Origin of the sequence: Citrobacter sp. Cb028 (assembly GCF_030336705.1) — a bacterium.
GTDB classification, from domain to species: domain Bacteria; phylum Pseudomonadota; class Gammaproteobacteria; order Enterobacterales; family Enterobacteriaceae; genus Citrobacter; species Citrobacter braakii.
This window is the reverse complement of sequence record NZ_JAOWCZ010000034.1, coordinates 1,691,792-1,711,864: the sequence shown is the minus strand read 5'-3', so window position 1 is coordinate 1,711,864 and position 20,073 is coordinate 1,691,792. Positions and strand designations below refer to the sequence as shown.

The window sequence follows — 20,073 nt, the reverse complement described above, 5'->3', positions numbered from 1 at the left end:
CGTGCGCCAGTTGATCTAATAAATTTTACTTAGGAAAAAGGTGATGTCGTTTGCAAAAAAATAATACCCACGGGTGAGTATATTGTTTTGTTTTTATGCTACTGCGGGTATTAAGTCAGGCTGGTGGTGAACACAGATTCATTGGATGGCATTCAAAATAACCACCCAAAAAATGAGAATTAGTAAGATTTATCTCACTCAGCTCATTACTGCGATACATGTTGGTTACGGGCTGTGAAAAATGACTTTATAACCTTGTTCGTTCCAGTGTTGTAGAAGTTCATTTTGTCTGCGGGTTGGCGTAATACCAGTCCAGACAAAAAGCGTTTGCCCGGGGAAAAGTTCAGGTCTTGGCGATTCAATGGGTTCAGCAAGCACGGCAATATGCCAGCCCGATTGCGATAAACGCCAGGCTTCGAGCCATAAACGGGTTCGGTCTTCAACATCCCAGGCCATCAGGATGGCATCTTTCCCTGATTTGCGCCGCGTTTCAGACAGCAGGGTGGCTACATATTCAATCAATGCGCCATCAAGCATACTGTTCATGATACGGGATGTATTATGGTCAAGTATCAACCGCTGACGCACAGGAAGATAAACGCGATCAATCAACGCATCTACGGGGTAGGCGCGACCGAGTGCGATAATTTTGGCTCGCAGCTTCGGGGGATACGCCATACGAAGAATGCCCATCATCTCTTCTTGCAATTGATTCCAGTCGTCGTCAGTTTCACGGGTACTGGTTTCCAGCAATGCTTTAACTTTGCCAACGGGTGTGCCACTGCTAATCCAACGTTTTATTTCTTCAATACGTTGAATATCCTCTTCATCAAAGAGTCGGTGGCCACCTTCGCTGCGTTGAGGTTTGAGTAAACCGTAACGTCGTTGCCATGCCCGAAGGGTGACAGGATTTATCCCGCAACGTTCTGCGACATCCCCAATGCTGTAATAAGCCATAATTCCCCCAGACACTCCTGATTCTCCGTCACCGATATGCGGTTCCTGCTACTTTGTACAACATGCATCAAATTGTACAAAACATACATAGGATTCTAGCAAAATTAAGATTTACTTTACTATCACGTAGGGAGTAAATGCTGAATTTTTATGTTCAGCATAAAAGAGGTGGCGGGATTATTGTGTAATAACAATACGTTAATTATTGTAACGCTGAGAAATCATTTTTTCTCTGGCCACGCGACAGACGGAGTACCATTCAGGCAGGCTCTTGCAAACAGGTTACCCTGGAAGATCTCAATACCCGCGGATTCAAGCCACATCCACTCTTCAGGTTTTTCGACGCCGACCGCAGAAATCATAATCTCCAGTGAAGCGCAGCATTTGATTATGGCCTGAATGATGGCCTGCCGTGGTCCACTTTTATGCACATCAGTGATGAGTTCGCGGCTTATCTTAATTCGGTCCGGTTGAAAGCGAGACAAAAGCTGAAGCCCGGCAAAACCTGCCCCGAAATGATCTATCGCCACACATATTCCCGCTGCCTTGAGTGACTTCACGGCCTGCGCGAACGTATCAAAACGCGAAATAACTTCACTTTCGGTAAACTCTACGATGATTTGTTCAGGCACCAGTCCATGCGCCGCGATTTCGTTTATAAGAAAGCTGACTGCATCGGGTCTGTTTACCAGGGTCATGGGTAACAGATTAACCGACAGCATTTTGTGATTAAGTCCCAGTGCGCTTGCCATTGCAAATGCAGTCTTTTTGCTCTGCAGATCAGCGGTATACACATCTTCAGGTTTGAATTTGTCAAAATACGTAGCGGGCGTTTCACCGTCTTTACCGCGAATAAGGGCTTCCAGCGCAATGACGCGCTGTGACATAGGATCGATAATTGGTTGAAAAGCAAAGCTGAAATCTGTATCTGACGGGAGTGTGCTTTCATCCAGGATGGTACAGGTATTGTCGGTTATAAAACTCCAGTAATCAGGCGCAGGTATTTCAAAATAGCTCGATTTTTCCGTGGCGAGGACAAATGTGCGGAAAAACTGTAATGCTCTGTCATCATACGTGAGCTGAAATTTGGACGTACCCTTATTGAGTACAGCTTGCAGGACGTCATTCCGTTCATGTTTTTGTAAATCAAATAACTCCATCCCTACTTTTCCGAATCTTCTCGCAGGCGCGTAATCACACATCAGTTCAACGATATTGTGGTGCCGGGGGTCGTTACAAATACAACGATAGATCTCTTTTACCTGCTCCTCTGGGCCTTCAAGCAGTTGGAAAAAGTGATGGCCGTTAAAGAGTAAGATCCCCGTAACATCTGATCGCCTGTTTTTGATATTTGCGGCTGTCACCATATCCTCAAGCGCTTTGAGAGGGGCGTCTTCACGTAGATGGCTACGGTAAATAATGGTCGTGAGCATGGACAGTCCGGGATCAAGGAAGGAGAAGAGGTCTGGTCAGTATCAGACAAACCAGGTTACGCCCTGATTTTAATACATAATTCTAACTTTGTCTTTACAAGTAAGCGGGCTAATACAGATCAATTTCATTGATAACACAAAGTGATTTGTACAAAGAAATTGGATTTCATATAGATCTGAACTATCGTAACTACATGATTTAATTAATTTAGCATTTTTTGCTAAAAATTAGCGTGCTATGTTGTACACATTTTCGGTACAGCTTTGCTACTGTTATAAAACTTAATATTCACCAGCATTTTGTTACAGGAGCACTCCATGCAGCAGCATACCGTTCGCACTGATTCTGCAAGCGCGATTTCTCGTTACTTTGCTAAAGCGCATCTGCCAACCCAACAGGAAACGTTGGGCGAAATCGTGACTGAGATACTAAAAGATGGGCGCAATCTCAGTCGCAAATCACTGTGTACCAAACTTCTGCACCGTCTTGAAAATGCATCAGGTGAGAATGAACAGAAACATTACAATGCGTTAATCGGCCTGCTTTTCGAATAAAATAAAGCCCTACTATGATAATGGGTAAGTAGTGAAGGAGTTATGAAGAAACCTGACAGTGAACGCTTGAAACATGAAATTACAGGTTTGGCTGTGCTAGAAATTTTGCGAATGCATAAAGACGTTTCGTTAGCTGCACTGATTAAGCAATTGCGGCTTATGCATGCCAGTGAAATGGATGGTACACGTAAACAATTAATTGACAGCGTTATCAATGATTTCACAAATGTTAATCCGGGGAAGATAAGCAGAAAACCGGAACAAACGAGAGATGAGAGTGCTTTCAGTGCCAGCAAAAACCCTAAATTACATTAAAGATAATTCTCCAGACTATACAAGCGAGGTTACCATGCTTCATGAAATTAATGTCCACAGTGTAATGACGGATAAAGCTTTATCAAGTTACTTCCATAATGCAGGTGAACTATTAGCAGATGAGTCAGTGGTATTGGGGCAGGCGGTGACAAATGTAATTCTGGCAGGTGATAATGTTAATAATAAAAACATCATTTTAAGCCTGATTAGTTCTCTGGAGTCAACAACTGACGTTGTCAAGGCAGACATTATCAGAAAAACCCTGGAAATAGTGTTACGTTATACGGCTGATGACGTCTAATGAGATAGCACATTAATATAAATACACAGCACAATTATTGTATGATGTAAGTTCTGTCGCTTCGCTGTTTGGATTAAGACTATACATAGCATCCTCTTATTTTTATGACTGCATATTATGGAGTTGATATGGCTAATTCAATTCCGGAAGATTTTATTTTCCGCTGCGCTTTGTATAAGGATATAGAGCGTAATGTCATGTTAAAACAGGGTTGTATCAGTAATGATGTTCTTATTCAGGCATTCAGCACGCAGTTGAAGAATGAGAAGAATGTGATACTGACCGATCTCTATTCACAGATTCTGGCACATCTTCAACTCGATAAAACTTCGCAGCCCGGTGAGGTCAATGGTGATTTTTCGTTGAGGTCATAATGATGAACATCATGCAGGAACATGCTGGAAACACAGTTTTATGGATTGATGATATCTATATCAGGCAAGGGTTAAAGAATATCCTTGCAGATATCGTTTTTGAAGATGACAAGGCGCGACTTGTTTTCTTCACCGCTAATCACTTTGACGCGGTAAAAAAGCAAAATTACGATCTGAATACATATCGCCTGGTGCTGCTGATTGATGGCCATCTGTATCAGTATCTCAATGACATCTCACTTTACAGACTGCCAGTAGATAGCGATGTTGCCTCAATCAAGCAATTTATTATTGATATTACTCGTGCTGGTGGAAAGCACGAGCATCAATCGGAACTCAATATCTCCTTGACTGCGCGAGATAAATATATTTTAACGCAGCTAGGGGAGGGGCGAACTGTTTTTGAGATATCTGCCATGTTAAATCTACACTTAAAAACCATTTACCAGGCCAGGCAGAATCTGATCAAGAAACTTGGTTGCTCAGGGCTGATTGATTTTCAGGGAATACTGCAAGCGCAAATATTCCGGAACTGGCTGAAGCATGCCTGATCATCGATACGCTAAACTTACCTTCAGCGATTTGTGTAAGTTTAAATCAATCGCTCGGGTTATCTCATCGATGATGTCTTCTGTTGTGAACATAAATTAACGCGCATTATAAGAGGGCGATGATATAGCCTTGTCGGGATGCTTATGATTTATTTATAGATTTCAGCAACCCCGTGCGGTTCAGCTCGTTAATAATGCACTCAGGTTCTTCACACAGAGGCATATTGTCTATATCTAAAACGCCATCATTTTTTTGTGGATCATCAGCCTGCAGGTCTGCAAACAGTGGAGTAAGATCCTGCGGTGCTTCGCCTCGTTCGGCCACCAGCTCAAACGTTTTATTTTTTGCTGCCTCGTTGGTCAGGGCACTGACCAGAACCTGGGCGATTTGCTGCCTTGATATCACACCATCTTCTGGTGTTCCTGCATGGCGACGATCCCCCTGGAGCAAAACAATTCTGTGTTCATCATCATTGTTGTAATCAAACCAGCCGGGTCTGACGATGGTATAGGGGTGACCACTCGCTCTGACCAGACGTTCGGCACGTCTTTTCCAGTCATGAACCTCAGTGCGTTGATTCCAGGTACTGAGTCGTTCAGTCACGCCAATCGTGGTCATTAAACCGATGCGTACAGGTGTATCCCTGAAGAGTCGTAAAATGTTACGCACACCGCCGTAATCTATCGCTCTGGCGCCAATACGCCCCTGGCCATCGGAACCGAGAGTGAAGATGATGGCATCAATATCTTTCGGCAAATCGGTAAGTGTTTCAGGCATTGAAACATCGCCGTAAAAAACATCCGTTCCACGCGGAAGTAATTTTACTTTCCGTTTATTTCTGACCAGCGCCACGGGCTGATGACCCATTTCGATAGCGGTATTCACGACATGAAGACCAATACTTCCGGTCGCGCCTGCAATGAGTATTTTCATGATAAACCTTCTGATAATTCAGACTTATTTTCTCTACAGCCAGAATATCAATTATCATTATTGTCAGTAATAGGGCTAAAATGATTGTGTCTATGAACACCCTTCATGAGTGCGCGATGAAGGGAATGCCACCATAAGGAAATCGCCGATGCTCAAAGAAAACTTCAACGAACTGCAAATCTTTCTGGTGGTGGCAAGGGAGCGAAGTTTTACCAAAGCAGCGGGCAAACTGGGTGTATCTCAGTCTGCACTCAGCCATGCGATGAAGGCGCTGGAGGAAAGGCTCAATATCCGCCTTCTGACCCGTACGACCCGAAGCGTTGCCCCTACAGAGGCCGGTGAGAGAATTATTGCCTGCCTTGAACCGCGTATTGCCGATCTTGAACAGGAGCTGGAATCGCTGGTTCAACTGAACGGCACTGCCTCCGGCAATATCCGCTTATCTGCTGGGGAGCATGCCGCGCGAAGTCTGGTATGGCCAAAGTTAAAACCTTTCCTCAGGGAATATCCGGAAATTAATCTCGAATTGGTGGTTGATAACGGCTTTGTCGATATTGTTGAGGGCCGTTTTGATGCCGGGATCCGCCTGGGCGAAAGCGTGGATAAGGATATGGTTGCTGTAAGAATTGGCCCGGACATGCGCATGGCCGTGGTGGGAGCACCGTCTTACTTCGCGGCAAACCCTGCACCTGAAACGCCGCACGAGCTACAAAATCATCGGTGCATCAATATGCGCCTGCCGACTGCCGGTGGGCTTTATCACTGGGAGTTTGAGAAGGAAGGGAAACCGTTACGGGTCAGAGTGGAAGGGCAGGTAACGTTTAATCAGCAGGCAGAAAGGATTGATGCTGCTTTATACGGTTTTGGCATTGCCTGTATGCCTGAAGACAGGGTGCAGGATTATATAAAGTCAGGAGAGCTTATTCAGGTTCTGCAGGACTGGTGTCCATCTTTTCCCGGCTATTATCTCTACTACCCGAGCCGTAAGCAGCACCCGCCTGCATTTGCGCTGATGATCGATGCACTTCGCTACGCCCAATAACGGGTCCGTAGACCCGTTCGGATATTAACGGCCTACGCGGGCCTGGTGCTCAGGAGAGTAACGTTCACCGACGATGTTAATCGTTTCCAGCGCCTGGGTTATCTGCTGCGTATCCTTCGGTGAAAGAATGATGTCGGCAGCCCCCAGGTTTTCCTCCAGCCGGTGTAGTTTGGTGGTACCAGGGATAGGAACAATCCACGGCTTTTGTGCCAGCAGCCATGCCAGCGCGATTTGTGCAGACGTCACACCTTTCTCTGCCGCCAGTTCACCCAGCAAGGAGACCAGCTTTTCATTGGCTTCAATCGCCTGCTCGGCGAAACGCGGCACGGTGCTGCGATAATCGTCCTTGCCAAAAGTGGTTCCTGGCTTAATCGATCCCGTCAGGAAGCCTTTGCCTAATGGGCTGAAGGGAACGAAACCAATACCCAGTTCCTCCAGTAACGGCAGGATTTCCTGCTCAGGTTCGCGCCACCACAGAGAGTATTCGCTTTGCAGCGCAGTGACCGGTTGTACGGCATGTGCACGACGAATGGTTTGTGCGCCCGCTTCGGACAGACCGAAATGTTTGACTTTGCCTTCCGCTATCAGGTCTTTCACAGTTCCCGCGACATCTTCAATGGGGACATCCGGGTCGACACGGTGTTGATACAGCAGATCAATGACATCAGTCTTAAGGCGGCGTAATGATCCTTCCACAGCTTCACGGATATGCTCCGGACGGCTGTTTAAAATCTGCTGCTTGTTGTCCGCACCGAAGGTAAAACCAAACTTGGTGGCAATAACCACACGGTCACGAAACGGTTTTAAGGCTTCGCCTACAACCTCTTCATTAAGAAAGGGGCCATACACTTCAGCGGTATCGAAGAAGGTGACGCCACGTTCAACCGCAGCGCGAATGAGCTCGATAGCCTGACGGGTATCGGTCGCCGGACCGTAGCCATGGCTTAAGCCCATGCAGCCGAGCCCAAGCGCGGATACTTCGAGTCGGGATTTACCCAGATAACGTTTTTGCATTGAATGAATACCTCTTTTATCGCGACTTAAACATCAAGTTTGCGGCCGGTCAGCCATTCCACCATCGCCGGATCGCGGTGAGAGAAGAAGGCGCTGGTTGCAGTGTCGAGGGCAGCAATCTGCAGCATATCTTCAGAACTGAGTTCAAAATCGAGAATGTTAATGTTCTCTGCCATGCGTTCTTTGCGCACCGATTTCGCCAGTGAAATGATGCCTCGCTGGAAGATCCAACGCAGAACAACCTGGCCCACGCTTTTGCCGTACTTCTGACCAATTGCCGTTAATACGGGATGCTGGAACAGACCATTTTTCCCTTCAGCAAACGGAGCCCAGGCTTCCGGCTGAATGCCACGGCTTTGATTCCAGGGAACGGCATGCAGCTGCTGGTTGAAGGGGTTAACTTCAATCTGGTTTACCGCAGGGGCAACGTTGTTGAAGGCGATAAGGTCGGCCAGTCTGTCAGGATGGAAGTTGCTGACGCCAATGGCGCGAATTTTTCCTTCCTGTTGTAATTCTTCCATGGCACGCCATGCCCCATGAACATCACCGTAAGGCTGGTGAATCAGATACAGGTCAACATAATCAAGTTGCAGACGATTCAGGGAGCGTTCGAACTGGGCTTTAGCGCCTTCGTAATTAGTATCCTGCAGCCACAGCTTGGTCGTTACAAAGAGTTCGTTACGGTCGATACCGCTTTGTTTCAGAGCGTTCCCGACCTGGGTTTCATTCTGGTAAGACGCGGCGGTATCGATCAGGCGGTATCCCGTATCGATGGCATCAATCACGGCTCTTTCGCATTCAGCGGCATCAGACATTTGAAACACACCAAAGCCCAGCAGGGGCATTTCAATACCGTTGTTCAGTTTTACAGTTTGCATGACGTTATCCTTTGGCTGTTGTCGAGGAAAAGCATAACGCAAAGTTATTTATTCGATTAGATGGGGTAATTAGCTAGGGTTTATTAGATGTGTTCATTAATTTTGAGGAGGGCTGATGGGCGGCTTTGTGTAAGAAATGAACGTTTTAAACACTAAGGAAAGGCATTTATCCGTCGGGAGACAGTCCATGCAGCTGCCCGTCGCACCTCAGACCCTATAATACCTCGTAAATCAGCAAACTCGCGGGGATTGAATTTTTTGCGGCGCTAACGCCAATGGAAGTGAGAGCGCGAACTGGGTTTCATGTAACGCAACAACATGTGAACTGGCTTACATCTTTGACCTCTATCACACTTTATAGTGACATTACTTTTTAGAGGACACATTTCATCATCATGGCTTCCATTAAAGATGTTGCAAAAAAAGCAGGAGTATCAACGGCTACTGTATCGCGGGTGCTTAACAATCATCCCAGCGTAGTGCCTGAAACGCGTCAGGCGGTACGTGATGCAATGGATTTCCTGTGTTATGTGCCCAGTAAAAGCGCGATTCAACTGAGCGGCAAATGTTCAGGCCTCATCGCCGTCGTGTTGCCGAACCTGGTCAATCTGTAGTGGCACAGTTCATTTGGCCACTTGAACAGCCGATTATCGTTGATTCCATGCTCACGAGCGAGTTTCGCCACGGAGATCTCTGGTCGATCTGAGCGTTCAACCATTTTGATTTTGAACTCAACGAGATAATTAGGGCTTTTTTACGCACTGTAGTTAACAATTTCATGGATAGCGCCCATCATATTTGGTGTCCGCTATGCTGTCAGAAAATTGAGAGTCTGCCAGACGGTGCTGAAATGACGCCTACAATAGGTGAGCTGGGTGTGGATGACAAGCCTGAAAAAGACGAAGGCATCACCACAGTGATGGCTATTCTCGTCAAAGGAAAAAGGGAATATCTGTACCGTTCACAGGGAACAGTGGGCGGCACAGTATATTCTGCGGGTACTGGTTTTTTACTTAATACTGGCCAGATCCTTCGCAATATCACGACGGCGTCCATTATCAGCAATCTCTCGTCCTGGGCGCGCCGGAGCTTTCAGTGCTTTATCCAGATAGCGCTTCGCGTCCTGGTTTTTTTCTCCTGCAATAGAAAGTCACCATAAAAATAGTTAGGGTCAATACCGTCAGGATTGATCGCCAGCGCTTTCTTTAACATTTCTTCGGCTTTTTCTTTATCACCAAAACCAATCGGCCAGCCTGGTACCTGATAATACAGCGCACCGAGGCTAGTCCAGGCTGACCCCTGCAATGCGCCTGGATCAATCTCAATGGCTTTTTCCAGATTACTGCGCGCCTGTTTAACAAGGCTCAGCGCGCCAAGACCGCCTTTGGCGCCAGCCCAACTGCTGTCAATGATACCTGACCAGATTAACAACGGTGCATCGGTATTGTGAGCTTGAATAGCATTGTGGGTCTTTTGGCTGAGCGCACTGAAACAACTCTCTTTTTTCGCGGCTAACGTCTGATATTGGCAAATGGACCACTCATGCTGTAAATCTTCCAGCGTCGTATTCGCCATTGCAGAGACAGGTATCACTGTCGCAATAATGAGTACATGTAGAATTCTCATTTATGTTCTCCCTTGAGCGGTTTTCTGGCAAATAACTGAATCACAGGTAATTTCTTTCCTAATGCCCCATCGATGACGGTGGGAAACCAGGCATTGATTTTGACAAACAGGCGTTCCATCACGCCAAAGCGGTAGCGTTTCTGTTCAGTTTCAAGTAGACGGGTGAGTCGCGCGGCAACAAAGTCGGGGGAATCGCTACTGTTGCCGAGTTTCTGATTCAGGGCATACACATGTTCGTTGTTCAGCAAGGTTTCTGTTGAACGCGGAGCGGCATACAGTACCGTGATGCCGCTACCCTGTAATTCACGCCCTAATGCTTCAGAAAAACGGTGTGTCGCTGCTTTGGTCGCACTGTAAACGCTCCAGGCTGGATGACCAATTTCCCCAAAGATAGACCCTATATTGAGCACGATCCCTGGTGTATTCATCTTTTGCATTAAAGCACGGGTGAGTAAGGCCGGGATCTCAATGTTGGCGCGGATCTGCTCACGAATATCGTCAAAAGATTGCTGTTCAAACAACGCAAAGCGACTACTTCCCGCATTGTTTATCAGGATATCCAGCCCACCATCCTGGCTAAATCGTGCGGCCAGCGCGTTGATTTCATCATCAGAATAATTACGCATTAGCGCGATGCTGTGCCGCTCCGCATAGGGAAGTGTCTGTTGCAGAAGCTTCATTGCCTGTTCGTTGCGCCCGACAAGGCAAAGCCGTGCCCCTTTTTTCGCCAGCGACAGTGCCAGCGATTGACCGATACCCCCGCTTGCGCCGGTGAGTAAAACCGTCTTGTCATGCAGGTTCATTTGCGTCATTTCCCAGTTGCTCAAGCATCTGCCCATACAAGTTATAAACACGACGGGCGGTGTGGATAATGGCAGTCTGATCGTCCTTATCGGTGATGGTATCCATCAGAGATGCAAAAAATCGCAAATGTCCCTGATCAAGCTCGCCATGTGAACGCAGATAAGTGGTAGCCTGCTCAGGTAGCGCCAGCGTATGCTCAACTTGTGCGGCAACGGCTGATGCTATCGACACGCTGGTACCTTCCAGTACCTGGACCATGCCAAAGAGGCTCATTGGATTGATTCGTTCAATACGATAGTAGAGGTAAGCGATCATCATTTCGATTGGCAGCCCAGGCGTTCCATTTCTGACTTTTTCCGCGTCGCCACCACAGGTGCGAATATCATTGAGGATCCATTCCTGATGTCCGTACTCTTCATCAATATATTCGGCAATGGCTCCTCGCACTGCTTCATGTGAAGCACCAAGACGACTGCCGGCGCACATCAGCAGCGGCACGGTATGGCTGACGTGGTAATATGCCTGCGTCAGAAAGTGGATATACATTGCGCGGGAAATATCGCCTTGCTGGCAGCGGGCGATGATTGGCGATGCCAGTAACCGCTGACGGTCCTCAGCGGTTTGTTTTTGCAGTTCCTGATAAAAACTCATGATTATTCCTCCTCACTGCAGGTGAGAATATCTTGTTTCAGGGAGTGCCAGATGGCGCTCCGCCGGGGACGCCCATTGGCGGTAAACATATCGGGAGATGACAGGACTGAAGTAAAAAGCAGTCGATGGAACCGGGCATAGTCAGGCAAGCGAGCGGAGAGGGCCTGAAGTTGCTCACGGGCCAGTTCCTGTTGACCTTCAAAGACATCAACCAGGGCAACATTGCGTCGCAATCCCTCGCCGAAGATCACAATACGTCGGACCGCCGAACATGCCATTGCTTCAGCTTCCGGCCATTCTGGCGAGAAATTGCGACCAAAAGCATTTATCTGAATATTTTTTAGACGCCCATGAAGATGTATAAATCCTTCTTCATCCACTTTGCCGAGATCGCCAGTCGCAACATTCTGCGAGGGTGGTTCAGTCCCCAGATAGCCCAGCGCATTGGCCGGGCTGTTTACATACAGTTGCTGACTGGCATCAACCGATACCTTGATACCCGGTAACGGTTTGCCGACGCTGCCCGCTTTTGCCGCATCAGGCAGATTCAGTGCCACAACGGAACCACATTCCGAAAGGCCGTACCCTTCAAACACCGGTAGACCGCTTTGTCCCGCCAATGCCAACAACTGGGTTGAGATTTTTCCACCGCCGACGGCGATAAAGCGCAAGGATTGCGTGCTTTCGGGGATCTGCTGGTGCAGGTGGAGCAGCGCCCGTAACAGTTCTGGCACCAACACCAGACTTTGTGGATGCCATTTCATCAACACGTGGAAAAACTGAGAGGGATTAAACTGGCTGGAACCTGCGAATCCAATCTGTGCAGAGGGCAGTACCACTGTCTGTGCGCCCAGCAACATAGGGATATAGATTCCGCACAAATTCTCCAGCAGAATGCTGAGCGGTAGTGTGACCAGATGCTTTTGCGAATTGATATTCTGCAGGGCCCTGGCCAGCGTTTGTGCAGTCCAGAACATCCCTTCCTGGCTCAGACAGACGCCTTTAGGTTCACCTGTAGTGCCAGAGGTATACGTTATTTTGGCCGTCCCGGCAGGCAGGGGCATTGGAGCAGTAATCTGGCGAGTTTGCAGTCTGCCGAATGGGAAATCATGCCTCAGCCAGCCGACCATCAACTCGCCGCCGATTTGCGCATCAACCGATGCCGATGCGCGTACCCACTCTTTTTGTGCGTCGGTGAAGAAGGCGGGGACAGGGATAATAATGATCCCACAAGCCAGACAGGCGAGATCGATGATCGCCCACTCCGGGCTGTTGTCGGCTTCCAGCGCCAGACATTTAACTCCGAGTGACTGTAATCGTGTTGCGGTGTCAATCACGGTTTCATGATATTGCCGCCAGCTCCAGAACCGGGTTTCTCCTTGCAGGGCTACGCTATCGGGATGTAGACGAGCCTGCTGCTCAAGCGCGTTAAGAAACATGGCGTCCTCCTGAAAGATCAGTCCATGGGGCATCTGGTAATGGCGTAAACAGGGCTAACAGCATGGTGTTCTGACTCAGCGCTGTGTATCCGCCAGTCAGTTCTCCTGCCATTATTTGTGGATCATGTTGGTAGTACTCACCCCATTCCAGGGCCGCATCGCCCAGTCTGCCAGGATCAGCAGACATCAACTGAATGGGATGTAGATTCAGACGGTAGAAGGTGTTGCGGATTTTCTTCGTACCAGTAAACACGATCCATCCGTAGTGATATTGATTAAGTAACAGACAGAGGGCGGCATACATAATCCGCGCGCTGGCACCATCACGCGCGCCGAAATTGCCGATTTCGACAATTGCTTCACGCGGAACAGGCAGTTCCAGCCGCGACGATAATGTCGTTTCAATTGGAGTATCAAGGTATTGTTCCAGGTATAACGTTCCATGAGATGCCACCTGGACGCCGCATGCGGCTTTAAGTTCACCGTTGGCGTCATACATACCAAGAAGCCAGGGCATACAGCGGGAAAGTGAAGCATGGTAAACCTGATGATAGTTTTCGCGTATTAATGCAGAAATATCATTATGTTCGCTTCCGCCATGTAGCCATTTTAATGTGTAGGGCGAGATTATTCGCATGATAAGACCTCTCACAGATGTCCTATCAATAATGGGGAGATATTATTATGTTAACCTTAAGATGACTGATTATTTAAATTTTCCAAATTTAATAAAACTTTAAGGTTTTCTATCTATAATTCATCACTTTCGTTAACGGCTTTACGACATGCCCCTTTTTTAGAAGTAAATACCGGTATTTATGCTCGGGTATATGGTGAAAGAACACCAACTGGGATGCTATCCTTAATATAATGTGAAATTAGCGGGAAGCAAAATTCTGCCTCTCCCTTATAGAAGACTTTCGCTCCCCCATTTTATTTTTTTTGATATAACTGATGATTGTATTGAGCCCTCAATAATGAAGGCTCAATACTAGCTCTTCCTATTGTAGATCTTTTTCCTCCAGGAATTTACTCACCATATCAGCAATCTGCACGTTATTCAGATCCGAGAACGGGAAGTGGGTATTCCCTTTGATTCCTTCCTCAGGCAGATGCGTCACAGTGACATCCCCGCCATGCTTGTTCACCACGTCACGCCACTCGCGAGCCATTGCCAGACGTACGCGCCAGCTGTCCTGCGCGGGCATGGCGACAGGTTTATCAGGGATGTTATCGCCGTAAATAATCAGAATCGGAATTTTAGTCAGTGCCATAAACTGCTCCATCGGCACCGGTTCACCCTTCAGCGTGTCGAACGCGCTTGGCATTGGGGCAGGGAGCTCTTTCTCCGGGAAGACAAAGCTGCTACCAGGCTCGAAGGCGACGATGGCTTTGACCTTGTCATTTTTCATCGCCGTGTACCAGCCTGGTCCGCCACCCTGGGAGTGGGTGAAAAGGATAGCCGGGCCGGATTTATCCACGACGGCGGACATCGCATCAGAGATAACATTGATATCAAACGGCCCGGTATTCGGGGTCATCTGACGGAAATACTGATTCAGGGCTTCTTTGTCGTGAGAAAACTGAACGCCCTTAAAATACTCCGGCCACACGCCAACGCGGAACTGGTTAAACCACATCTGTTCATCCGGTTTAGGCGTAACCGTACCTTCTACCGTCGTGCGCCCGGCGCTGCCCCGACGTGGCTGATCGACAAGATAAGTTGAGAATCCACGACGCAGGAATATGTTCTGGAACCCTTCGCGGCCATCCGGCGTGGTTTCCCAGGTGCGGGAGAACTGACCTGCGCCGTGCAGCATGACGATAGGGTATTTATGCGGATTTTCCGGAATTTGGTAGAACACAGACGCATGATCGCCATGCCAGGTTTGACCCGCAGAGTCCAGCGGCGTTTTCGCGTCAAATTTCCCTGGTGCGGTGATGATTGTGCCACCAGCAGAAAAGCTCCCCTGTTCCTGAATGACCAGCGGCTCGGCGTATACCGACTGAGCCACCATGCCACCCGCCATCGCGCAGATGGCCAGCGTTTTTAAGACAGTTTTCAAGATTACATCCTCTGTTATGTTTGCCGTTCAATCATATCTGAGTTGTCAGCGTGAATTATTTAGCACCTTTGATTGCCCTTATTTGGCAGACTCATGAATGCGGAGGATTAGCACCGTATCGTCTCAAACCAACGCCTAACTGTTTGCTAACGCCCGTTGCAGCGCCTGTTCCGCCCGCGTAGCCGCATCTTCTTCGCCATTTTCACGAAGAACTTGTGCCAGTTGGCGCAGTTGCGCTGCCGTCAGGCCGACTCGCATGCTGGCTCGCGTATGCGATAACAGCTGAGCTTCAACGCCCGGCGTGGCGGCTAATGCGCCAACCGTTGCCAGCTCGCGGCTTTGCCAGTCGAGGTTATCGCGGGCGAAAATGTCGCCGAACAGATGCGTTTGTAGGAATTGATTAATGACCGGGGAAAAATCAAACAGAGGTCCCTGGACGGGGGCGCCGGAGATTTTAGTCTGGTTTGCGGTACCGACACGGCGAAGCTCATCTCCGACAGGGATGGCGGCGACCGGCTCTTTACCTTCAACGTCTTCAACGCCACGTTGTTTACGTGCTTCGACGACTTTCATCAGTTCATTCAGCGCGTTCAGGCTACGGGGAAATCCCGTATAGGCATAGAGCTGGACGAGAATCTCTTTGGTCTCGTTTATCGTGAGTCCTGCATCAAGCCCCTGATTCAGTGCCGCATTCAGCTTATCCATCTGACTGCTGGCCATTGATGCCGCAATCAACGGGATGGCTTGCTGGCGAGCTGACAGCGTATCTGAAACCGTTTGTTCGTGGTTCATTTCTGAGGCTCCTTTATTGACGGGCGCAGCATGTGCCGTGAGACCCAAACCAAAGGTCAGCAGTACCGCTGCCGTTAATGCCTTAATGGGCGTGGTATTGTTCATCTGTCACTTTCTCCATCCAGTTAACGCTTTTGCCATCCACAATCCCGGTTATCGCCAGGTGCGTCATTGCGCTGCCGGGTGCCGCCCCGTGCCAGTGTTTGACGCCCGCCGGGCAAGAGACAACGTCGCCAGCGCGGATGACCTGCACCGGCTGGCCTTCTTGTTGGGTAAGCCCAACTCCCGAGGTCACAATCAGCCGCTGGCCTGCCGGATGCGTATGCCAGGCGGAACGAGCACCTGGCTCAAAGGTGACATAAGCCCCGGAAACGCTAATTTCGTTATCTGGTTTGAAGAGAGGATCAACCCGGACGCGACCGGTAAAGTTCTCTGCTGCCCCGTACACCGCATTCTGGCTTCCGGCGGTGGCGATATGGACAGCGGGATTTTGCTCCGCCGCCCAGGATGAAAACGTAAAGAGGGGCAGTAACAGCCCGAGGTAACGTAAATGTCTGATCATGCAAAGCGTCCTTATCTACAATGATGGAGAGGGTCTGCAATGATTCTAATCAGGGGGAGATGTCGTCAGACTGACGCCAGCCTGACAATTCTGTCAGTTAACCCTTATTATGGTGACGCTGCTTTGTCTTTTCTAAAAATAAGGCACCAAAGCGAAAACCGTGTAATTAATGAAAATAAAACAATAATGGCCAGGTAGCGTAGATAAAAAAGTAGGGCAGATTCATCGTAATCGAAAAAGGAGAAATCGACCTTTATCAACAAATAATCGAGATAGTCCCGGTTTAGTAATTCGTACAATCCCAGTAGAGCGATTAGCGAAAAAACTCCTGGCATCATGACATTTGCATAGAATGAATTGCTGGAGATGTTCAGGACCCGGCAGAAAAAAGTCGCCAGCATTTTCCAGTGCAACCCGATATGCAGCGCCAGAATGAGCATTCCCCAGTGGACCGACGTCATGTGTACTTTCCTGACCCAGCTCGCCGGGTTGTGGAACGCCTGGTCCAGAAGGATATGTCGGGACAGCATCATGCCCGAGACAATCGCGGTCAGAATGACAACGAATGTCACTGCATTAATGATTCTGTTAACTACCAGCATGGTTAACGGAATATTGGGCGACAGTGACCACAAGCGATGCCGGTTAAGATATAAATGCAGCATGATGAGCAGCGTAAAAATAATACCCGCCCATTCATGCACAATTTCACCGTGAAGGTGAAATCCCATCAATACCAACAGAAGTAACGTCATCAGCGCATCCTGCATGACCTGGAAAATATAAATTTTCTTCATGTCGAGGGATTAACGCTGTGGCTGGACTTGTTTTACCCATTGCTCAACCTGCGCGGGTACGTCAGGAGCTGAAATATCGTTGCGCGAGATCGCGAGCGCACGAGTGACTAATTTGGCCTGTGGCTGCATGCGAGCAATTTCTCGCAGGGAGTCGGCTAACCTGCTGCCACCATGGGTGGTAAAGGGAACGACCGTTTTGCCTGCAAAGTCATTTTGCTCAAAGAGGCTGTATATCACCATTGGCATGGTATACCACCAGATGGGGTAGCCGACGTAAATGGTGTCGTAACTGCTCAGGTCAGGGAGCGGCGTTTTTAGCGAGGGTCTGGCTTTCGTTTGCTGTTCCTTTTCGGCAACGCGCAAAAGTGCATCATGCTGGCGAGGGTAGGGAGTGGCGGTTTCAATGCGAAACAGGTCGCCGTGAGTCTGCTTCTGAATCAGTTGCGCAATAAACTGCGTGCTGCCGGTCTCCGGCGTATTTTTTTGTAATACGCTGGCCCCGGAAAAACCATCCACGGCACCAGGTTTCATCTCCTCTGGCTGTGAAAAGTAGATAATCAGCGTGCGGGCGTGTGCGGATGAATCCTCTGATGCGAACGCGGGCTGCCCCAGAAGCCCCATGACCATCATCGCCAGAAACCCGCTAAATACCTTTTTCATTCTCACTGTTTCATTCCTTCAATCAGCCGTGGTGAGTATCAGCAGTGATTCTGGCGCAGATAGCCTGACATCAGACTGACGACTCTCTGACAATTTTGTCAGAAGTCTTTGCGCGCGGAGATCCCGATTTTGTCTCTGAAATCAGTCTCCCGATTCGGATAGCGTCAGGCTGTTTAGCAAACGTCAGGCCAAAGGTATTGATACCGTTCTCGCTACGGGCAAAGACATCTCCCCGGTGCATAATGGCGACGGCACGGACAATCGACAGGCCCAGCCCATGATGGGTATCACTCCTGGCTCGGGAGGTGTCAACACGATAGAACCGTTCGAAAAGCCGGTGTAAGTGCTCTGGCGCTATCGGATCGCCAGGGTTAGAAACGTCTACACAAGCTTGATTGCCTTTTTCGCTTAAGCGCACCGTAACCGTGCTATTGGAGGGGGAATGCCTGGCGCTATTTTCCAGCAAATTAGCCAGTGAACGGTGAAACAGCCGCCTGTCGATATGCGCCGTGACGTCGCCCTGAACCTCCAGCAAAAGCTGTTTTTCAGCAAAAGAGGGTTCAACATATTCCGCTGTTTTCAGGGTTTCTTCTCGCAGGGACACCTGCGTAAGCTGGGAAGCATGTTCACCCGCGTGCGCATGAGACAGGAACAGCATGTCGTTAACTATCGACGTCATGCGTTCAAGTTCCTCAAGGTTTGAACCCAATAACTCTTCCAGTTCATCTTGTGAACGTCGGCGTGATAGCCCGAGTTGCGTCTGACCGATCAGGTTAGTCAGCGGGGTACGAAGTTCATGCGCAACATCGGCATTAAAGCTCTCGAGCTGTCGCCAGGCGATTTCCTGACGCTCTAACACACCGTTAAATGATGATGCCAGTTGCTGCAGTTCTACGGGCAACGCGCAGGTATTCAGGCGCTGGCCATGGTCACCTGGTGCAAGGTGTTGTGCCTGCTGACTGAGCATGCCCACCGGACGCAGGCCAATCCGTGAAACAACGTATCCCAGTAAGGCGACAATCAGTACGCCCAGCGCGGCAATAATCAGCAGCGTTCGTGTGAACGCATCAAGTGTGCCCATATACGGCGTAGAGTCGATGGCAACCACATAGCGCAGCTCAGGCCTTTCACCGTTGGCGGGGATGGTTTTCACTAACAGGAACAGTGAGCATGCACCTTCCGATGCGCCGGGCACTTTATTAAATCCCTCCTGCAAAGAAGACCACTGAACGCCCACCGGTGGTATTCCCCCCATGCTAAAGCGCGGGTTATCGCTCACTATCCAGTAGCGAACGCGCTCACCTTCAGAATTGGTTAGCAGAGTAAATTTATTAGCCAACGTCGACCAGCCGTCAGCCGAGGTTCGTGCGGCGATCCACGGACTCATTAATGATTCCCGGAACAACAGTTCGTTGTGCATCTGCTTTTGCAAAGAGTCATGTAAGGAGCTTCTGAGCAAGATACCGATAATGGACACAATCAGCAGCGCGGATAAGGCAAACATCAGCGCCAGGTGAACGGAGATGGAACGTTTAGGCATGCTGAGCCTCTTCATTTATTCCGACCGGACTTCGAGGACATACCCCATGCCACGAACGGTATGTAACAGTTTGACGTCGAACGGGGTATCCACTTTGGCTCGCAGACGTTTAATGGCGACTTCAACCACATTGGCATCGCTGTCAAAATTCATGTCCCATATCTGCTCAGCAATCATCATTTTTGACAGGATCTCCCCCTGATGCCGGGCGAGAAGACTTAACAGGGAAAACTCTTTTGCGGTCAACTCCAGTCGCGTTCCGGCGCGAAATACGCGGCGGGCCAGCAGGTCGAGATGCAGATCGTGAATTTGCAGCTGGGTGATGTCTGCGCCATCCGTAGCGCGGCGACGCACCAGTGCCTGAATGCGCGCCACCAGTTCAATCAGCGAAAAGGGCTTAGGGAGATAATCATCAGCGCCAAGTCGAAGCCCTTTGACGCGCTCGTCGACCGAACCGCGGGCCGAGAGCATTAGTACCGGCGTCTGTTTGACGGCTCGCACCCCCTCAAGTACCCGGTAGCCATCCATCCCCGGCAGCATCACATCAAGGATTATCGCGTCATAGTCAAGCTCCAGTGCGTAATGAAGACCTTCAGCGCCATCTGCAGAGACATCTACCGTAAATCCCGATTCACTCAACGCACGGTTGAGATAGGTTGACGTTTTTTCTTCATCTTCGACTAGCAACAGGCGCATAACGGGATTTCCTCTTAACTGTTCAATCGGGCTTATTCTGCCTCTTGATTGCCAACATAAAGCTGACGCTTACCTGACAGCATTGT

The 20,073-nt window shown here is 49.1% G+C and carries 24 protein-coding genes and 1 pseudogene; 7 read left to right on the top strand and 18 right to left on the bottom strand.

Annotated features, from left to right (window positions below):
- Nucleotides 1-225 precede the first annotated feature (225 nt).
- Both OGV75_RS17880 and OGV75_RS17875 read right to left on the bottom strand, forming a co-directional pair.
- Nucleotides 226-957 (bottom strand): MerR family transcriptional regulator, encoded by a 732-nt coding sequence (locus tag OGV75_RS17880; RefSeq protein ID WP_032931597.1) that lies wholly within the window; start codon nt 955-957, stop codon nt 226-228.
- A gap of 221 nt (nt 958-1,178) precedes the next feature.
- Complete coding sequence (locus tag OGV75_RS17875) at nt 1,179-2,390, bottom strand: diguanylate phosphodiesterase (protein WP_049282651.1); 1,212 nt, start codon at nt 2,388-2,390, stop codon at nt 1,179-1,181.
- Nucleotides 2,391-2,708: 318 nt separating this feature from the next.
- Here OGV75_RS17875 and ycgZ point away from each other — a divergent pair, with 318 nt between their 5' ends.
- From ycgZ to OGV75_RS17850, 5 genes are all read left to right on the top strand, one after another.
- Entirely contained in the window at nt 2,709-2,945 is a 237-nt protein-coding gene (ycgZ, locus tag OGV75_RS17870) for a regulatory protein YcgZ (protein WP_016153345.1), read from the top strand.
- 42 nt (nt 2,946-2,987) lie between these two features.
- Nucleotides 2,988-3,260, top strand: a complete 273-nt coding sequence (locus tag OGV75_RS17865; protein WP_047358278.1) for a hypothetical protein — start codon at nt 2,988-2,990, stop codon at nt 3,258-3,260.
- Between the two features lie 34 nt (nt 3,261-3,294).
- Nucleotides 3,295-3,561 (top strand): biofilm development regulator YmgB/AriR family protein, encoded by a 267-nt coding sequence (locus OGV75_RS17860; protein WP_016153343.1) that lies wholly within the window; start codon nt 3,295-3,297, stop codon nt 3,559-3,561.
- A 128-nt stretch (nt 3,562-3,689) separates the two neighbouring features.
- Nucleotides 3,690-3,935, top strand: a complete 246-nt coding sequence (locus tag OGV75_RS17855) for a hypothetical protein (RefSeq protein WP_016156767.1) — start codon at nt 3,690-3,692, stop codon at nt 3,933-3,935.
- Nucleotides 3,935-4,486, top strand: coding sequence for a LuxR C-terminal-related transcriptional regulator (locus OGV75_RS17850; RefSeq protein WP_142417390.1), 552 nt, complete (start codon nt 3,935-3,937; stop codon nt 4,484-4,486). Before OGV75_RS17855 ends, OGV75_RS17850 begins: the two co-directional genes overlap by 1 nt.
- A 142-nt stretch (nt 4,487-4,628) precedes the next feature.
- Here OGV75_RS17850 and OGV75_RS17845 read toward each other — a convergent pair whose 3' ends face one another.
- Nucleotides 4,629-5,420, bottom strand: a complete 792-nt coding sequence (locus OGV75_RS17845) for an SDR family oxidoreductase (RefSeq protein WP_286480975.1) — start codon at nt 5,418-5,420, stop codon at nt 4,629-4,631.
- A 148-nt stretch (nt 5,421-5,568) separates the two neighbouring features.
- On the opposite strand from OGV75_RS17845, the gene OGV75_RS17840 reads away from it, so the two are divergent.
- Complete coding sequence (locus OGV75_RS17840; protein WP_286480974.1) at nt 5,569-6,462, top strand: LysR family transcriptional regulator; 894 nt, start codon at nt 5,569-5,571, stop codon at nt 6,460-6,462.
- 24 nt (nt 6,463-6,486) lie between these two features.
- On the opposite strand, the gene OGV75_RS17835 is transcribed toward OGV75_RS17840, so the two are convergent.
- Both OGV75_RS17835 and OGV75_RS17830 read right to left on the bottom strand, forming a co-directional pair.
- Nucleotides 6,487-7,476, bottom strand: a complete 990-nt coding sequence (locus tag OGV75_RS17835) for an aldo/keto reductase (RefSeq protein WP_286480973.1) — start codon at nt 7,474-7,476, stop codon at nt 6,487-6,489.
- 26 nt (nt 7,477-7,502) lie between these two features.
- A complete protein-coding gene (locus OGV75_RS17830; protein ID WP_142417387.1) occupies nt 7,503-8,354 on the bottom strand; it encodes an aldo/keto reductase in 852 nt (283 codons plus the stop codon).
- Nucleotides 8,355-8,749: 395 nt separating this feature from the next.
- Between OGV75_RS17830 and OGV75_RS17825 the strand changes: the two are divergent.
- A pseudogene (locus OGV75_RS17825) lies at nt 8,750-8,962 on the top strand (LacI family DNA-binding transcriptional regulator); the annotation flags it as partial.
- Here the strand turns inward: OGV75_RS17825 and OGV75_RS23565 are convergent.
- From OGV75_RS23565 to OGV75_RS17765, 13 genes are all read right to left on the bottom strand, one after another.
- Complete coding sequence (locus OGV75_RS23565; RefSeq protein ID WP_353622582.1) at nt 8,905-9,078, bottom strand: transposase; 174 nt, start codon at nt 9,076-9,078, stop codon at nt 8,905-8,907. The pseudogene OGV75_RS17825 and the gene OGV75_RS23565 overlap by 58 nt on opposite strands.
- Before the next feature lie 368 nt (nt 9,079-9,446).
- Nucleotides 9,447-9,980, bottom strand: a complete 534-nt coding sequence (locus OGV75_RS17820; RefSeq protein WP_286480972.1) for a tetratricopeptide repeat protein — start codon at nt 9,978-9,980, stop codon at nt 9,447-9,449.
- Nucleotides 9,977-10,807 carry an SDR family oxidoreductase gene (locus OGV75_RS17815; RefSeq protein WP_233618770.1) on the bottom strand — a complete coding sequence of 277 codons (831 nt, stop codon included), beginning with the start codon at nt 10,805-10,807 and terminating at the stop codon, nt 9,977-9,979. The genes OGV75_RS17820 and OGV75_RS17815 overlap by 4 nt, the downstream gene beginning before the upstream one ends.
- Nucleotides 10,770-11,435 (bottom strand): iron-containing redox enzyme family protein, encoded by a 666-nt coding sequence (locus OGV75_RS17810; protein WP_047416676.1) that lies wholly within the window; start codon nt 11,433-11,435, stop codon nt 10,770-10,772. Before OGV75_RS17810 ends, OGV75_RS17815 begins: the two co-directional genes overlap by 38 nt.
- A gap of 2 nt (nt 11,436-11,437) precedes the next feature.
- A complete protein-coding gene (locus OGV75_RS17805) occupies nt 11,438-12,874 on the bottom strand; it encodes an AMP-dependent synthetase/ligase (RefSeq protein ID WP_065554729.1) in 1,437 nt (478 codons plus the stop codon).
- Nucleotides 12,864-13,511 carry a thermostable hemolysin gene (locus OGV75_RS17800; RefSeq protein WP_065554730.1) on the bottom strand — a complete coding sequence of 216 codons (648 nt, stop codon included), beginning with the start codon at nt 13,509-13,511 and terminating at the stop codon, nt 12,864-12,866. Before OGV75_RS17800 ends, OGV75_RS17805 begins: the two co-directional genes overlap by 11 nt.
- Before the next feature lie 364 nt (nt 13,512-13,875).
- Nucleotides 13,876-14,940 (bottom strand): alpha/beta hydrolase, encoded by a 1,065-nt coding sequence (locus OGV75_RS17795; protein ID WP_047389853.1) that lies wholly within the window; start codon nt 14,938-14,940, stop codon nt 13,876-13,878.
- A 135-nt stretch (nt 14,941-15,075) separates the two neighbouring features.
- A complete protein-coding gene (locus tag OGV75_RS17790) occupies nt 15,076-15,837 on the bottom strand; it encodes a carboxymuconolactone decarboxylase family protein (RefSeq protein ID WP_286480971.1) in 762 nt (253 codons plus the stop codon).
- A complete protein-coding gene (locus tag OGV75_RS17785; RefSeq protein WP_016153327.1) occupies nt 15,815-16,294 on the bottom strand; it encodes a (R)-mandelonitrile lyase in 480 nt (159 codons plus the stop codon). Before OGV75_RS17785 ends, OGV75_RS17790 begins: the two co-directional genes overlap by 23 nt.
- A 107-nt stretch (nt 16,295-16,401) precedes the next feature.
- A complete protein-coding gene (locus OGV75_RS17780; RefSeq protein ID WP_286480970.1) occupies nt 16,402-17,049 on the bottom strand; it encodes a DUF4405 domain-containing protein in 648 nt (215 codons plus the stop codon).
- A gap of 51 nt (nt 17,050-17,100) precedes the next feature.
- Nucleotides 17,101-17,751 (bottom strand): flavodoxin, encoded by a 651-nt coding sequence (locus OGV75_RS17775; protein WP_046275297.1) that lies wholly within the window; start codon nt 17,749-17,751, stop codon nt 17,101-17,103.
- A 70-nt stretch (nt 17,752-17,821) separates the two neighbouring features.
- Nucleotides 17,822-19,291: a heavy metal sensor histidine kinase gene (locus OGV75_RS17770; RefSeq protein ID WP_286480969.1), complete on the bottom strand. Its 1,470-nt coding sequence runs from the start codon at nt 19,289-19,291 to the stop codon at nt 17,822-17,824.
- 15 nt (nt 19,292-19,306) lie between these two features.
- Nucleotides 19,307-19,987, bottom strand: a complete 681-nt coding sequence (locus OGV75_RS17765; protein ID WP_016156746.1) for a heavy metal response regulator transcription factor — start codon at nt 19,985-19,987, stop codon at nt 19,307-19,309.
- Between the last annotated feature and the right edge of the window lie 86 nt (nt 19,988-20,073).